We start from the raw sequence: 15,275 nt of genomic DNA, 5'->3' as shown, positions 1-15,275 counted from the left end.
AGGAGCAGAGACAGTGACCCTGGACAAGACGATGCTGGGGCAGCTGACGGCGGACTGCAAGACGCCGCAGGACGCGGAACGACAAGACGCCATTCGGCAGCAAGAAGCGCTTCAACGCACTGGAACAACAGCACAAGGCGTTCGAGGACGCTCTGGCGGAGATGGGACTGCAATGAGCGGCAAGATCGTTCTAGCGCGCGTATCAGGCCGCATCCAAAACTTGAAGGTGTCCACGATGATGGTGGACGTATTCATCACCGATACGGACCGCACCACCCTCAAGGCGACGGCGGCGGCAACGGCGTTGGCCGGGTCGGCAGGACTGGGCATTGGTCTGCTGGGTCTGAATGCGGACACCGATAGCGAGGCAGACCTGATGGAGTTCGATCTGGAGCAGGCAGACGGCAGCCTGTTGCAAGTGCAAGCCTGCGTGTGGCTGACGCCGTTCAAGGACGGCGATGAAGTGGAGGTGGTTGGCGAGCGGATCGGCAATCTCTGGAAAGGCGTGGCGGTTGCCAGACCCTCTGATCGGTTGGTAGCCGTTTACCCGCTATGTACGCATGGCCGCTGGGCGCACTGGAAGAAAGTGGCAAAATGGTGGTGGTGGGCAACATTAATAGTACTTGGCATTTCATTTCTTATGTTTTCTGGGGTTAATATCCTCTCCGAGGATAAACTTGATATCGGAACATTCTTGTATCTGTTTCTGGTCGGTGGGGCGGGGGCAGCCATTATTTTCTTATTAATCGCGTGGAGTATCGGTCGAAAAGTAGGGAAGCTGGTGCCGTTATCAGAAGCGACTTTCAGCGCCTTCGGCTGGAAGAACCCAAGAAGCTTTGATTTGTATGCGACCACAAAGGCCAAGCGCCGACCAGACGATCCCGAGCCGCTAGGGTTGTCGTACTTCCGCTACTGACAGACTGTTATGCGTCGCGACGACGTCCCCCCAGTAATCCCCCCCCCATTTTTAGCAGTCGCCAAAAGTGGAGCTATGCGGCAGGTGCCAGTTTCTGTATTGGCGTGATACCGCGCGGCGCCATGTTCGGGCGCTCATGGTTGTAAGTCCATAGCCAACGGGTGGCCTTGTCCTGCACCTGCTCAATGGTTTCGAACAAGGTGCGGGCCAGCCAGCCGTAGCGCACCGTGTGGTTGTAGCGCTCGATGCAAGCGTTCTGTTGCGGCTTCCCCGGTTGGATATGCTCGATGCGGATGCCCTCCCGTTCTGCCCAGGCCAGCAGTGCCCCGCTGATGTACTCGGGCCCGTTAGCGCAGCGGATAGCGCGCGGCTTGCCACGCCACTCGATGATTTGCTCCAGCGAGCGGATCACACCGAAAGCGAGGAGCGACAGGTCGACCTCGATCCCGAGACCCTCGCGGTTGAAGTCGTCGAGCACGTTGAACAGACGGAAGCTGCGTCCGTCGCTGAGCTGGTCGTGCATGAAGTCCATCGACCAGACCTGGCTGATCGTGTCCGGCACAGCCAACGGCTCGGGCTTCTCCCTCACCAGACGCTTCTTCGGCTTGATCCGCAGGTTCAACTCCAACTCTCGATAGATGCGGTAGACCCGCTTGTGGTTCCAGCTAAACCCCTTGACGTTGCGCAGGTGCAGGAAGCACAGGCCGAAGCCCCAGTCGCGGTACGTCGTGGTCAACCGCACGAGCCAGTCGGCAATCCGGGCGTTCTCATCGCAGGCCTTCGCCTGGTATCGGTAGCATGTCTCGCTGACCTCGAACGTCTGACAGGCATGCCGGATGTTTGATCCTGCCCCTGTTTGCCGGACACCCGGATAAGCGATTCAATATCGCAACCCGAGGTGAAGCTGATGAAGAGCAAGACCGTGGTGAAGCAGGTCCGGAAGCGTTGCAGCCCGGAGTTCAAGCAGCAAGCCTTGGCGCGCGCCGCGCAAGACGGCGTGGCGGTGGCGGCCAAGGACCTGGGGCTGCAGGAGAGCCAGCTCTATGGGTGGCGCACCAAGGCCAAGTTGATCGGCCAGACCAGCGAGGAGCAGCGGCTGCTGCAGTCTGAGCATGCCTGGCTCAAGCGTGAGGTGGCGCGGCTGGAAGAGGAAAACGGCATTGCAGTGCTGCTTCGCGGGCGAAGGTCGTCACTCGGCAGACACGTGGGAATGCCAGGTAACGACTGTCAACGCGCTCCGCCGCGAAGCTGAAAACCGCCCATCAACTTGTTCCACAAGGCATCAAGAGCGTCTTGGTCAATGCCACGCGCGCCGTCGGCCAGAAGCTCCGCTTCGATTTCCGGCTTATAGGGGTCCATCGGACGCCCTGCGGCATGCCAGAAATACTTGAAATCGTCACCGACGCCCCGGTCTTCCGAAGGGACGCTGATTGCCACCATCCCACCGGTCTGCCCACCGTACTCACGCTCGCCCTCATGCAGGCGTTTGACCTGTCCGCCCAGTTGGGTCAGTTCGGCAAGATCACGTGCAACGCGCTGCGCGAATGCCGGTTCCTTGCTGGGCTCCACGAGTCCATAGATGCTCAATGAAAACGACACACCCGGCATGTCCGGGAAAGTAACGACGAGCTGTGCATCACCGGCCACGTCCTTGCCATCCTTGAGCCTGAAGTAGCCGTTCGCAGTACAGAAGGCGTTCGCCGGTGGCGACGTGTCCCGTTCACGGGGGCTATAGCGGGAAATGGTTTCAAAGACGCCATCACGTACGGCGGGATAGCGGCTTGCCTGGCTGCTCTCGCCTTCGAACACGTAGTGTCGCCCATCCTGCACGCGATGGGCCTCGATCGTGAATGCAGCTGATGGTCCGGAATGCTCGGCGATGACGGCGGTCTCGCCACTGGTGTCAAAGCCGACCAGCCGGCTGTTGGAGAACGCGGCCTGCGGATTGGCGCCCGCGGCGCGGTAGAGTTCGGCGGTTCGGTCGCTGCGTGGCGAGTCCTTGGCTTTTGCCGCGTCGGAACGCTCCCGCAGCGAAGCCACGACCGTATCCCATCGCGCGGGGCCCTTGTCCTGGTCGTGCAGGCCTGCATAGGTGGAGGTGACCTTGGCCTTTGCGCCCGGCGGCAACGCGACTTCGTGAAGCCCGACGCAATAGGGCGTGCCGGAGGATGTGTTCACTTGCTTGCCTCCGGTCCGGGCGTGCGCGCAGGCTGTACCCGCGAGAGCCATGAGCAAAACGGCAAGGAGTTGGAGGCAGCGGAGCGGGGCGTGGTCTTCATTCCGCTTCCCCAATGAGTTTCGCGATCGAGTGCAGGGTGATCTGGCGGAGGTTTTCATCGTCATAGGATGCAGCATGGCCTTCGCTCATTTTTTCGAGCTTGAAACTTTGTCTCACATTTCCACTGCCGCGGATGAACGGTCCTGCACCGGAGTTGTGGGGCACGGTGTCGTCACCGGCTTCGGCGGCGGCCATGATTTCGAACACGACATGGCCATCTCCCTGCGCAACCCTGGCTGGATCGCTGTTGTCTTTCCCGAAGGTGAAGGCGAGCTTGAGCGCCGCCCAACCCTTTGCGTTTACTGACGCGGACCCAAGCAGTTCATCCTGGTCCAGCGTGACCTTCTGGCTGGTTTGCCAGACGATATTCTGGTAGCTGTGGCGCGCCGCGTCCGCACCGTAATGCGAGTAGGTTGGAGCGTGGAAGGTATTTCCGGTGTTCGCATGGAATTCGTCGGCCACCACCAGGTTCGGCAGATAGGTATCGAGCCAAGGATCTGTCGCGACACCCCCGGTGGCCTTGCTGGCGCTGGAGCGGTTGGCCGGGTCGATGAGGGCGGGATCGATGAGCCGCCACCACGGTTCGCGCTTGACGTAGATTTCGAGGTAGGGGTCTGCCTCTGGAAGCGCGAAAAGTTCAGCGGTGCTCCCTGGGCCGTTCGACACGGCCTTGAGCCAGCCCTTGCCGTAAAGCTTGTTGGGCAGCAACTCAAGGGGACCGCATGCGTTTGCGAAGATCGCGGTGACCTGGGCGCCATCCTTGCCCAGGACGAACCGGCTGAAGCCGTTGTAGCCGCTGCGGACGTGGTGATACGACGCGGCGGCACCATCCGCCGGCATGACTCCATGGTTGATGCCGAGCACTTTCGACGCTGCATTGCCATAGCTGCCATGCACCGCAGCCCGGGAAACCAGCCCACCCATCGAATGGGTCACGAGAATCACTTTGTCGCAGCGGTACGGCTTTGAACCATCAACTTCCTTGTCACGCCATTCGGCGATGATCTCGTCTATCCGCTTGGCCAGGTCAACGGCGGATTTGCCGTTGCTTTGCAGCCAGTTGTAACCGGCGCCATAGACAGGACAGAGCACGCCCCAGGCATCCTCGGACTCTGGCTGGTCGAGCGGCGCGGGCGCACCTTCGGCACCCCATTCCGCGGGTGCCTTGCCGACCAGCGATTCCCAGGGGTTGCTGGTGCCCGCGTTCAGGGCCGGCTCGAACCAGGCCATGAACTTGCCGTAGCCATAGTTGGACACGGTGCCCCAGCCGCGTTCCCGCAACTGCTCTTCGGTCAATTTTTGCGTGGCCAGGTCATCGCCGGTGTATTCGGCGACATCCGGGATCTTCCCCTCCGGATCGGCCTCGGTTGTCTTCGGGTCAAGCTTGGTCTGCCGGGTTTTTGCGGATTTGAAGGCCCACTGCAGCGCCAGCTTGAGTACGGAACCCGCGTTCCACACGGACTCCTGGGTGTCCTTGTTGCGCAGGTTGCTGCCCATGATCCCGGGCACGAACAGGATCGGGACCACCACGTCGGGCGGGACGACGACTTCCGCACGCGCGGTGGACTGCGTTGGCGAAGTGAGTGATCGCGCAACCGGGATGCCCTGTTCGTTGGTCGATGTACCGACCCTGCGAGTTGTTTCAGCCGTCATCAACGACGCTCCTTGTCATGCCTTGTCGGCGGGGCCCAGCAGCCTGATCAGGAGGCCGTCCATGGATACGCCCTTCTGCAGTGGTGTCCAGCCGTCCGGGTCGGTCACGCCCTGGATCCTGGCGCCATCGGCGCGCTCGATTTCATAGCGGTAGTTCGCTGCGGGCTTGCCGTTCCGCTGCACCAGTCTGAATTTTTCGTCGAACTTCGATTCGGGCCAGGAATTCATCTCGCGCGAGAGATGTGCGGGTCCGAGGAACGACTTCTTGCTCGCATGCACCTTGATCTCGCCGGGGCAGGCGACGGTGATGTTGCCGCCCTCGATCGTCAGGCTGGCGCCGCCCGACGTGGCCAGGTGCACCGTCTTGCCGGCGGCAAGCTCGACCTCGGCGTTGGCACTCACAATTTTCAGCTGGTCCTTCGCCTGCAGCTTGATCTCGTCGTGCTGTGCCTGGATGTCCAGCTCGCCTTCGCCTGTCACCAGACTGAGCGAGGCGTCTTCGCTCGGTGCACCGTCCACGGCCTCCACCAGCCAGCCGATCGCCTGGCCGGTGTGCAGGCGCAGGTTGCCCGCAACGGCCAGGTTACTGGCCTGGCCACTGGCCAGGGTCAGCGTTTCGCCGGCGGCCCAGTGCAGGCTCTGGCCTGCCACCTGGACGATGCCGGCGGGCGCGGCCAGGCCAAGGATTGGATCGCCGGTGTGCGGCACGCGACCATCGCCGGGGGCGGGGCTGCGGTCGGCGGCTTCGCCCTTGGCCAGATCGTAGTCGTCGCCCGGCACCGTGGTCTTCGCGCTCGTGAGCAGCGCGGCAAGCGGGGCCTGGTCGTCGATCAGGCTGGATTTGCTGCGGCCCACGCCCTCATGGCCGGCCAGTTTCGCCGTCAGGTGCGTGCCGGCTGCGCCGCTGAACACCTCCGCCACCGTTTGCGCCTGCTTCAACAGCGCCGCCGGGCCCACCGCATCACCAGCGGGTGTCTCGCCGGGAGTCGCATAGGCGCTCAGCCACAGGCCGCGCTCCGCACGCACCGCGCCCCAGGCGTCGGTCCGCAGCTCGAAGCCTTCGCCGCGGAAGCTGCCGCGGTAGTTGTCGGCCTGGTGGATCAGATGCCCCAGCGTGAGCTGGGTTGCCGCCTGCGTGGTCGCCAGTTGCAGCCGCAGCTGGCCGTCGCTGTCGTCGAACAGCAGCCGGTTGTGGCCGGATCCGTGCCACTCCTGCGACTGGATGCCCCACAGCGCGCTGGCATTGCGATGGGCCTCGTCACCGGCACCCATGCCGTGCCAGGGCGGGGCGTGGCCGGCGGCAAGATTGGCCTGGGCGCTGGGACCGTGGTCGCTGGCCTGCGCGTACAGGTCGGCGTTGGCGGAATCGGCCTCGCGGCCGCCGGTCGTCGGTGCCACGCCGGCCTCGCCGTGTCCGTTGTACAGCGCACCCACCACCACGGGCCGATCGATGTCGCCCTCGAGGAAGGCCACCAGCACTTCCTGTCCCACCCGCGGCAGGAACTGCGAGCCCACGCCCGGTCCGGCGTAACGCTGCGACACGCGCAGCCAGCAGGAGCGTTCGGCCGTGGCTTCGCCGCCGGCCTGCCAGTGGAACTTCACCTTGATCCGGCCCAGGGCATCGCTGCTGAGCACGTCGTGGCCGCCGTCGTCGGCGACCACGATGGCGCTCTGGTAGCCCGGGGCGGTCGGGCGCGGGTTGAGGCGGGTGCCGGTGTCGTCGTGCAGGCGCGGCCGCCAGGGCAGGGCCCGCGGCACGGACTGGAAGGCGTTGGCGTAGCCATGGGCGTCGGCGTGCTGCCACAGCTGCTGCATGCCTGCCGTGTCCAGCGGCAAGGCCTGGGGCAGGACGGGCCAGCCGGGCGCGGGGCCGAGCAGGTCGGCCAGCCCATCGCGCACGGTGTCGGGCAGGTTGTTGCGGCCTGCGTGGCGCAGGCCCTGCAGGAAGAAGGCGGCCACACCCTCGGCGTTGCGCGGTGCATCAGTGAGCGTGAACGCGGTGCCGGCACGGAAGCTGCGCACGCCACCTTGGCCCTGCCAGCGCCGCTGGCCAGCTTCGCGCGCTTCGCCCAGCAGGCGGGCGTGGCGCGAAGCCTGGGCGGCGTCGGCAAACGCATAGGCGCCGGACGGATCGTAGGATTCACCGTAAACGGGCGCACCGTCGGCGCCCAGCGGCAGCTGCGCCGCCACGGCCTGCACGCTGCGGTAGTCGGTGCCCAGCATGCTCAGCTTTGCCGAACCGACGCGGCGGCGGGTACCGATGGCGTGGATCGTGTCCTGGGCCTCGGTGGCGTCGTCGCGGTGGAAGCGGATGCCGCCGCCAGTGGCGATGGCGTCCTCGGGCTGCGTCGTGCTGTCGGCGAAGATCACCAGGCGATGGCCGGCCGGTGCTTCGGCGTCCTCTTCCCAGCGCCAGCCCAGGCCTTCTTCGGCCAACAGGCGACTGACGAAATCGAAGTCAGTTTCCCGGTACTGCACGCAGTAGCTGCGCGGATGGGCCTCGGCAATGAACGGGCCGACCTCGTCGGACAGCTGCCACTGGGCAAGCGGCGCGTAGCCCTCGAACACCGCCTCGGCGATCTCGATGACGGTCCGGTCCTGGAACACGCGGCTGTGCCGGCCCTGGGTCATCCACCACGTCCACGGCACCAGGCACAGGCGATAGCGCACCAGACCGCCGTCGCCGCCCAGGCAGGACGCTTCGCGGATCACGCCGCTGCGGCGGGCGCTGCTGCCGTCGGCCAGGCGCGTGGCCAAGGTGGCGGAGGTCCCGAGCAGTTCATCCAGCGCCCAGGACGAGTCGCCGGACAGCACGTCCACCCACCACTCGTACCCCAGCGACACCTGCTCCCAGCCCTGCCAGCGCTCAACGGCGCAGTCGGCCGGGAGGCCGTCGCCCTCCAGCTGGTACAGCCGGTCGGTGCCGACGTACTGGGCCAGGGACGCCAGCATTTGCTGGGTCTGGGCCAACGGGTTGGTCATTTCGCTCCTCCTTGAACCTGATTTCATCATCGACCACCCGGCGGGCAAGCGGATTACAGCATCGCGTCCGTGGCACTGCTGTTCTCGATCCCCAACCCTCTCACGGACAAGTTTTTACCAGAAGTGCCGCTCCGGGTCACTCGACTTCATCCCAATATGCCCGGAAAGGGTTGCCAGCGGATTGCATCCCGGCGGCTTGGTATCGTGTCCTCCCGATTTCCAAGGATTCACCAGAGCGTGTCACGCAAGGTCTTTCCCGGCACCGGCATCGAGCCGGACCTGCTCACGGCCAGCAACGAGTCGCTGCAGCCCCTGGCCGAGCGCATGCGGCCGCGCACGCTGGACGAGATGGTCGGCCAGCGCCGCCTGCTGGCTCCCGGATCCGCCCTGCGGCGTGCGGTCGAGTCCGGCCGCGTGCACTCCATGGTGCTGTGGGGGCCACCGGGCTGCGGCAAGACCACGCTGGCCCTGCTGCTGGCCGCATACTCCGATGCCGAGTACCGCGCGATCTCGGCGGTGCTGACCGGGCTGCCGGACGTGCGCAAGGTGCTGGCCGAGGCCGACCATACCTTCGCCGGTGGCCGCCGCACTGTGCTGTTCGTCGACGAGGTCCACCGCTTCAACAAGGTGCAGCAGGACGCATTCCTGCCGCACATCGAGCGCGGCACGATCATCTTCGTCGGCGCGACCACCGAGAACCCGTCTTTCGAACTGAACTCGGCGCTGCTTTCGCGCTGCCGCGTGCACGTCATGGAGGCCGTCTCGGCCGAGGACATCGGCCTGGCCCTGCAGCGCGCGCTGGATGATCCGGAGCGTGGCCTGGGCGGACGAGGCATCGTCATCGGCGACGACCAGCTGCGCCTCATCGCCAGCGCCGCCGACGGCGACGTGCGCCGCGCGCTCACCCTGCTCGAGATCGCGGTCGAGCTGGTGGGCGAGGGTGGCACCATCACCGATGAAACCCTGGGCCAGGTATTGGCCGACCGCAGCCGCCGCTTCGACAAGGGCGGCGACCACTTCTACGACCAGATCTCGGCCCTGCACAAGTCGGTGCGCAGCTCCAACCCCGACGCCGCGCTGTACTGGCTTGCGCGCATGCTCGACGGCGGCGCGGACGCCAGCTATCTCGCGCGCAGGCTGACGCGGATGGCGGTGGAGGACATCGGTCTGGCGGATCCGCGCGCATTGACCATGGCGCTGGAGGCCTGGGACGCCTATGACCGCCTGGGTAGCCCCGAGGGCGATCTCGCGCTGGGGCAGCTGGCGATTTATCTGGCCAGCACCGCGAAGTCGAACGCCGCCTACAAGGCTTTTGGCGAGGCGAAACGCGACGTGTCCGAATACGGCAGCGCCGAGGTGCCCATGCACCTGCGCAACGCGCCCACCAAATTGATGAAGCAGCTCGGCCACGGCGCCGGCTACCAGTACGACCACGACGCGGAAGGCGGCGTGGCACTGGGCCAGACCGGCTTCCCGGACGTAATGGGCGAGCGCGTGTACTACCGCCCGGTGGAGCGCGGCCTGGAAATCAAGCTGCGCGAGAAGCTGGAGCGACTGCGCGCCGCCCGCGCCGCCCGCGCCGACAAGCCTGCTACCCCCAAAACATAGAAGCAGCTGCGACTGCGATCCCGAGGATCCGTGGGAGCGGCTGCAGCCGCGATCGATACACGAAATCCCCGCAAGAGCGCTGCGCGCGGCTCGCAGGGAAAGGCCGTCAGGGCGGAGGCAGGCAGCCCAGTGCGGCAAGCGGGCCGGCCAGCGCCGGGATATGCATCAGCCAGGGCGCAACGATCGTCAGCAGCCCGGCCGCAAGCACGAGCCCGCCCATCGCCATGCGCCATCGCCCACGCTGCAGCCACTGCCCCAGGCGTGCACCCGACCACGTCAGCGACACCATCAGCGGCAGGGTGCCAAGCCCGAAGGCCGCCATCGTCAAGGCACCGTTGACTGCATCCGCCTGCAGCCACGCGGCAGCCAGCATGGTGGTGCTCAGCCCGCAGGGCATCCAGCCCCAGAGCACGCCGAGCGCGATGCGCCTGGCCGCCGTGTTCGCCGGCAGCAGCGGTGCCTGGAATCTTCGCAGCCTCTGCCAGAGCGCAACGCCCGGGCGGCCGAGGAAGGACAGGCGGCCCGTGCGATCCAGCAGCCGCAGCGCCACCAGCACCAGCACCACGCCAACGAGCATGCGCGCGCCGAAGGCCAGCCACGGACTGCGCGCCGCGGCCAGGATGCCGCCGCCGATGCCACCGGCAAGCGCTCCCGCCAGCACGTAGCCGCCCACGCGGCCGAGGTTGGGCTGCATCGCGGTCCACCAGCTGCGACCGCCGCCCATTGCCGAGAAGCCGCCGGCGATCCCGCCGCACATCGCGGCGCAGTGCACGCCGCCGAGCACACCGGCCAGCAGCGCCGCGCCGATGGCGAGCCAGTCAATCGGCATGGTTGTCGCGGTGGTCGCGGGTCACGTGTTCGTCGCCTGGCGCGGCTGTGCCCGCACGATCCGTCGCAGCACGCACGTGCGTCGCGGCGTCATCGGCCGCGATCGCACCCCGCGTAAGCGGTGGCAACTGGTCGGTACTGTCGTCGCGCAGGATATCGATGGCGGCCGCGTCCAGGTTCTCGAACTGGCCCTTGCGCACGGCCCAGCGGAAGGCCCAGACCGCGATGCCCAGCAGCACGATGCTCACCGGAATCAGGAACAGCAGGACGTTCATGGGCCGGGAACCCGCGCCAGGCGCAGTGCGTTGAAGGTGACGATGAGCGAGGACAGCGCCATGCCCAGCGCCGCGACCCAGGGCGTCACCAGGCCGGCGGCGGCCAGCGGGATGGCGACCAGGTTGTAGCCCAGCGCCCAGGCCAGGTTCTGGCGCACGATCGCGCGCGTCCGGCGCGCCAGGCCGATGGCGGCGGGGATGCGCAGCAGCGAGGGCGCGGTGAGCACCAGGCTGGCGGCGCGGTGGGCGAGGGCGGCGCCGCTGCCGATCGCGATCGAGACGTCGGCGCCGGCCAGCACCGGAGCGTCGTTGAGGCCGTCGCCGACCATCGCCACCGTGCGACCCAGTGACTGCAGCCTGCGCACGCCCTGGAGCTTGTCCTCAGGCGATTGCCGCGAGGCGACGTGGTCGATGCCGATGCGATCGGCGAACGCGTCCACCGACACCGCAGCGTCTCCGCTGGAGAGGTGCACGTCCACGCCCATTCCGCGCAGCGCCGCGATGGCCGTCGCAGCGTCTTCGCGCGGAGGCTCTTCCAGCACGAAGCGCGCCGCCGCGCCGTCGCCATCGCCCAGCCACAGCGCACCATCGTCGCTGCGACCGGCAGCGAAGTCGGCGCGACCCAGGCGCCATGGCAGCCCCTCGACCACGCCGGCGATGCCGAGTCCGGGCTGCTCTTCGACTCCGGACACGGCAAGTCCCGAGTCCTGCCCGTCGAACGCGCGCGCGATCGGATGCAGGCTGTCGCGCTCGATCGCCGCAGCGATCGCGAGCGCGTCTTCGATGTCCAGCGCGCCGAAGGCTTCCACGGCCGACACCTTCGGACGCCCACTGCCGAGGGTTCCGGTCTTGTCGAAGACGATGTCGGTTGCCGCGGCCAGCGAGCCCAGGGCATCGGGATTGGTCGACAGGACGCCCAGCCTGGCCAGCGTGCCGTTGGCGACGGTGAGTGCCGTCGGGACAGCCAGCGACAGCGCGCAGGGGCAGCTGATCACCAGCAGGGCGATCGCGACCTCCAGTGCCCGCGAGGGATCGTGGATCCGCCAGCCGACGTAGACCAGCACCGTTGCCACCAGGATGGCGGCCACGAAGCGACTGGACACGGCATCCGCCAGCCGTGCCGCACGCGGGCGGTGCGACTGCGCACGCTCGACCAGCGACTCCAGCTCCGCAAGGCGCGTGCCGGCGCCGACCTGCTCCACGCGGATGCGCGCCGGCGCTTCGCGGCACACGGTGCCGGCGAAAATGGTGTCGCCCGGCACGTGCAGCACGGGATGCGCTTCGCCGGTCAGCAGCGCTTCTTCAAAGCGCGCCGGGGCGTCAAGCAGGACGCCGTCGGCCGGCACGGTGTCCCCGGCGGCGATGCATGCAATGTCGCCGGCCGCCAGGGCCGCGGTGGGCACGACCTCGCGGCTGCCGTCGGCCAGCTCGCGCGTGGCCAGCTCCGGCCTTGCCCGCGCCAGGGTGTCCACCTGGGCCACGGCGGTGCGCCGGGCACGCTGCTCCAGCATCCGCGCGCCAAGCAGCAGGAAGACGAACATCACCGCTGCGTCGTACCAGACGTGGGTTCCGCCGCGCAGTGTTTCGAACACGCTGGCGAAGTAGGCCAGCAGCGTGGAGCTGGCGATCAGCGTGTCCATGCCCAGCTGGCGGTTGCGCAGCTCGCGCAGCATGCCGGCGATGAACGGCCAGCCGCACCAGAACACCACCGGCGTCGACAGCAGCAGCGTGACCCAGCGGAAGAAGTCGCGCGTGGCCAAGGGCATTTGCTGGTAGATGTCGAGGTACAGGGCCTCGGCGAACATCATCGCCTGGATCGACACCAGGCCTGCGATGCCGATGCGCACCAGGTCGCGGTTGCGCTGGGCGCGGCGTTCGCGTTCGAGCCTCGTGCCGGAGGCGAGGTAGGGCACGTAGCCCAGGCCTGCCAGGCGCCGCAGCGGGCCGGAAATCGCGGTGCGCGCCGGGTCCCAGGCAATGCGGATCCGACCGGTGACGGCGTTGGCCACGACCTCGGACACGCCGGGTTCGCGCCCGACCGCACGGTCGACCAGCCAGGCGCATGCCGCGCAGCGCATGCCGTCGGTGAGCACGGTGATCTCGCGGCCGCCTTCCACCTCGCGCACGTGGCCGGCCTGGACGTCATCGCGGTCGAAGGCGGCCAGCTGGGCCTCGAGATCGATGGCGGCGCGTCCGCCCGGTTCGGTGCGCAGGCGGTAGTAGTCGACCAGGTTGGCGTCGCGGATCCACTGCGCGGCAGCCGCGCAGCCATCGCAGCAGAACCGGCGCGACTCGCCGTCGATGTTGGCCCTGGCCGGGTCCACGGGAAGGTCCTGGCTGCAGTGGAAGCAGCCTTCGCCAGCACCCTGCGCGTCGCGCACGGCGCCCGCCGTGGCGAGCGCGTCCGCGTTCACCTCACTCCTGCTCGCCGGAGAGGGCCGGCTTCACGTGGGCCGCCCGCTGTCCCTTGGGCATCCGGCCCTGCAGGCGCCAGAGCCTGCCCTCGGGCATCAGTTCGAGCTTCCAGTCGTTGTCCAGGCCGACCGTGGCGTCCGCGCGCCAGCCGTTGTCGCTGGGCTCGGCGCGAAGCTCGATATCGGAGGCGGCCAGGGCCGGATGGCGCAGCACCACGCGCAGCGGCTCATCGCGCGCGAAGTCGCCGGTCACCGGCAGTACTTCGATATAGCCCTCGTCGATGCGGATGATCGCGCTAAGGCGCAGGTCGCGGGCGCGGGCGTCCGGGCCCAGGTCGGCGACCTGCATCCGCGCGGTCCGCTGGACCACGTCGCCCACGGCGTCGCTGGAGTCGCGCGCCGCGAGGCCCAGCAGGATGAAGCCGGCGATCACCGAAGCCAGCGGCAGGCCGATCACCAGCCACATCATCGGTTCGCGCCAGAAGGGGCGCTTGTTGTTTTCGTCTGTCATTGGATGGGCCCGAAGAAGCTGCTGTCGACCGTCTCGCTGGTCCCGCCATCGACGGTCTCGACCCGGAACTGCAGCGGCTGGCGGCCGGTAAGGGAGTCCGGGGCGGTCACCACCACCGGCACGCTGATCACCTGTTGCGCCGCGGCCGGCACGCTGTCCAGGCCGCCGCCGCGGAGCTCGATGCCGGGCGCGGCGCCGTCGATCGTGATGCGATAGGTCGCGGCATCGTCGCTCTTGTTGACGACCTTCAGGGTGTAGTCGTTCTCGACCTGGCCGCCGCCGACCACCCGATAGAGCGCATTGCGGTCGCGCAATACTTCCACGATCAGCGGGCTGCGGGTGTTCACGCCCACCACCCAGGCGATGACCAGCGCCACCAGCACGACGCCGTAGATCAGCACCCGTGCGCGCAGCACGCGCGTAGGCTTGCTGTCGATGGCGTTCTGCGTGCTGTAGCGGATGAGCCCGCGTTCGAAGCCCATCTTGTCCATCACCGAGTCGCAGGCATCGATGCAGGCGCCGCAGGCGATGCACTCGTACTGCAGGCCGTTGCGGATGTCGATGCCGGTCGGGCAGACCTGCACGCACATGGTGCAGTCGATGCAGTCGCCCAACTCGTCGGGCGCGAACTTCGGCAGCGGCTCGGCGACCTGGCCGGCTTCGCCCAGGGTGATCGTGCCGGCCGCCTGTACGCGGTTGTCGGCCGCTGTCGGGTGCAGCGCGGAACGGAACACGTAGTCGTAGGCGGTGATCTGGTCGAGCAGGGCGCGGCCGCGCGCGGCGATGCTGCCCAGGCCGCGCTTGCGCGGGCCGCGCGGCTCGCCGCGCATCGGGTCATAGGCGATGATCAGGGTGTTGCGGTCGAACATCGCGCTCTGGAAGCGCGCGTAGGGGCACATGTACTTGCAGACCTGCTCGCGCAGGAAGCCGGCGTTGCCCCAGGTGGCGAGCGCGTAGAACAGCACCCAGAAGGTTTCCCAGCCGCCCCATTCAAGCCGCGGCAGGCGTGCGGCAAGGTCGCCGATGGGCGTGAAGAAGCCCACGAAGGTGAAGCCCGTCCACAGCGCGAACACGAGCCACAGCGCGTGCTTGGCACCCTTGCGCAGCACCTTCTCGCTGTTCCACGGGCCGGCGTCGAGCTTCATGCGCTTGTTGCGGTCGCCCTCGGTCCACTGCTCCATCCACAGGAAGACCTCGGTCCACACCGTTTGTGGACAGGCATAGCCGCAGAACAGGCGCCCGGCCAGCGCGGTGAAGAAGAACAGCGCCAGCGCCGCGATGATCAGCAGCAGCGCCAGGAACAGGAAGTCCTGCGGCCAGAAGGTCAGGCTGAAGACGTGGAACTTGCGCGCGGGCAGGTCGAACAGCACCGCCTGGCGATCATCCCAACGCAGCCAGGGGAACACGTAGAACATGCCCAGCAGCCAGAACACGGCCGCCACGCGCAGGGTGTTCAGGCGTCCGGACACCTCGCGCGGATACACCTTGCGCTCGCTGACGTACATCGAGCCGCCGTTGTCCTCGGCAAGCTCCAGGGGAATGCGACGGCTCATTTATCTCGGGGTAGCGCTCTGTTGAACCGGCTTGCCGGCCGCAGCAGGATCCAGGTGAACAGGCTGGACGCCGCGGTGGCGACCCAGAACATGAAGAAGGCGATCGAATAGCCCAGGCTGCGGCTGATCTCGACGCCGGGGAAGGTGATGTCGCGCAGGACCAGCGGGTCGACGAAGGCGAAGAACACCATCGTCGCCACGCCGGCCGCGAAGAAGCTGGGCCACAGGATCGCGCCCACCCGCTGCGCCATGGGGCG

The 15,275-nt window shown here is 67.3% G+C and carries 12 protein-coding genes and 1 pseudogene; 3 read left to right on the top strand and 10 right to left on the bottom strand.

Annotated elements, in window-relative coordinates; all coding sequences use genetic code 11:
* Nucleotides 1-13 precede the first annotated feature (13 nt).
* The gene (locus tag WCE37_RS11030) at nucleotides 14-916 is read left to right on the top strand and encodes a putative type VI secretion system effector (RefSeq protein ID WP_343279403.1); all 903 of its coding nucleotides are present in this window, start codon (nucleotides 14-16) and stop codon (nucleotides 914-916) included.
* Between the two features lie 73 nt (nucleotides 917-989).
* On the opposite strand, the pseudogene WCE37_RS11025 reads toward WCE37_RS11030, so the two are convergent.
* Nucleotides 990-1,757, bottom strand: a pseudogene (locus WCE37_RS11025) (IS3 family transposase); the annotation flags it as partial.
* Between the two features lie 66 nt (nucleotides 1,758-1,823).
* Between WCE37_RS11025 and WCE37_RS11020 the strand changes: the two are divergent.
* On the top strand, nucleotides 1,824-2,168 hold the full coding sequence (locus WCE37_RS11020) for a transposase (RefSeq protein WP_343279402.1): 345 nt from the start codon (nucleotides 1,824-1,826) through the stop codon (nucleotides 2,166-2,168).
* Here the strand turns inward: WCE37_RS11020 and WCE37_RS11015 are convergent.
* The 3 genes from WCE37_RS11015 to WCE37_RS11005 all read right to left on the bottom strand — a co-directional run bounded on the left by WCE37_RS11015 (nucleotide 2,144) and on the right by WCE37_RS11005 (nucleotide 7,829).
* The gene (locus tag WCE37_RS11015) at nucleotides 2,144-3,094 is read right to left on the bottom strand and encodes a T6SS immunity protein Tli4 family protein (RefSeq protein WP_343279401.1); all 951 of its coding nucleotides are present in this window, start codon (nucleotides 3,092-3,094) and stop codon (nucleotides 2,144-2,146) included. The genes WCE37_RS11020 and WCE37_RS11015 overlap by 25 nt on opposite strands.
* Before the next feature lie 97 nt (nucleotides 3,095-3,191).
* Nucleotides 3,192-4,847, bottom strand: a complete 1,656-nt coding sequence (locus WCE37_RS11010; RefSeq protein WP_343279400.1) for a hypothetical protein — start codon at nucleotides 4,845-4,847, stop codon at nucleotides 3,192-3,194.
* A gap of 15 nt (nucleotides 4,848-4,862) precedes the next feature.
* The gene (locus WCE37_RS11005) at nucleotides 4,863-7,829 is read right to left on the bottom strand and encodes a type VI secretion system Vgr family protein (protein ID WP_343279399.1); all 2,967 of its coding nucleotides are present in this window, start codon (nucleotides 7,827-7,829) and stop codon (nucleotides 4,863-4,865) included.
* A 237-nt stretch (nucleotides 7,830-8,066) separates the two neighbouring features.
* Here WCE37_RS11005 and WCE37_RS11000 point away from each other — a divergent pair, with 237 nt between their 5' ends.
* Nucleotides 8,067-9,437, top strand: a complete 1,371-nt coding sequence (locus tag WCE37_RS11000) for a replication-associated recombination protein A (RefSeq protein WP_343279398.1) — start codon at nucleotides 8,067-8,069, stop codon at nucleotides 9,435-9,437.
* Between the two features lie 106 nt (nucleotides 9,438-9,543).
* On the opposite strand, the gene WCE37_RS10995 is transcribed toward WCE37_RS11000, so the two are convergent.
* Genes WCE37_RS10995 through WCE37_RS10970 form a run of 6 tightly spaced genes read right to left on the bottom strand, consistent with a single transcriptional unit; the run spans nucleotide 9,544 to nucleotide 15,269 of the window.
* Nucleotides 9,544-10,266 carry a sulfite exporter TauE/SafE family protein gene (locus WCE37_RS10995; protein ID WP_343279397.1) on the bottom strand — a complete coding sequence of 241 codons (723 nt, stop codon included), beginning with the start codon at nucleotides 10,264-10,266 and terminating at the stop codon, nucleotides 9,544-9,546.
* Nucleotides 10,256-10,540: a cbb3-type cytochrome oxidase assembly protein CcoS gene (gene ccoS / locus WCE37_RS10990; protein WP_343279396.1), complete on the bottom strand. Its 285-nt coding sequence runs from the start codon at nucleotides 10,538-10,540 to the stop codon at nucleotides 10,256-10,258. Before ccoS ends, WCE37_RS10995 begins: the two co-directional genes overlap by 11 nt.
* Nucleotides 10,537-12,954: a heavy metal translocating P-type ATPase gene (locus tag WCE37_RS10985; protein WP_343279395.1), complete on the bottom strand. Its 2,418-nt coding sequence runs from the start codon at nucleotides 12,952-12,954 to the stop codon at nucleotides 10,537-10,539. Before WCE37_RS10985 ends, ccoS begins: the two co-directional genes overlap by 4 nt.
* Before the next feature lies 1 nt (nucleotide 12,955).
* Nucleotides 12,956-13,465 carry a FixH family protein gene (locus WCE37_RS10980; protein ID WP_343279394.1) on the bottom strand — a complete coding sequence of 170 codons (510 nt, stop codon included), beginning with the start codon at nucleotides 13,463-13,465 and terminating at the stop codon, nucleotides 12,956-12,958.
* Nucleotides 13,462-15,018: a 4Fe-4S dicluster domain-containing protein gene (locus WCE37_RS10975; RefSeq protein ID WP_343279393.1), complete on the bottom strand. Its 1,557-nt coding sequence runs from the start codon at nucleotides 15,016-15,018 to the stop codon at nucleotides 13,462-13,464. The genes WCE37_RS10980 and WCE37_RS10975 overlap by 4 nt, the downstream gene beginning before the upstream one ends.
* Nucleotides 15,015-15,269 carry a hypothetical protein gene (locus WCE37_RS10970; RefSeq protein WP_343279440.1) on the bottom strand — a complete coding sequence of 85 codons (255 nt, stop codon included), beginning with the start codon at nucleotides 15,267-15,269 and terminating at the stop codon, nucleotides 15,015-15,017. Before WCE37_RS10970 ends, WCE37_RS10975 begins: the two co-directional genes overlap by 4 nt.
* Nucleotides 15,270-15,275: the final 6 nt, after the last annotated feature.

Origin of the sequence: Luteimonas sp. MJ250, from assembly GCF_039548455.1 — a bacterium.
Classification (GTDB): domain Bacteria; phylum Pseudomonadota; class Gammaproteobacteria; order Xanthomonadales; family Xanthomonadaceae; genus Luteimonas.
The sequence above is the reverse complement of the archived record's forward strand: the minus strand, read 5'-3'. Positions and strand labels throughout refer to the sequence as shown.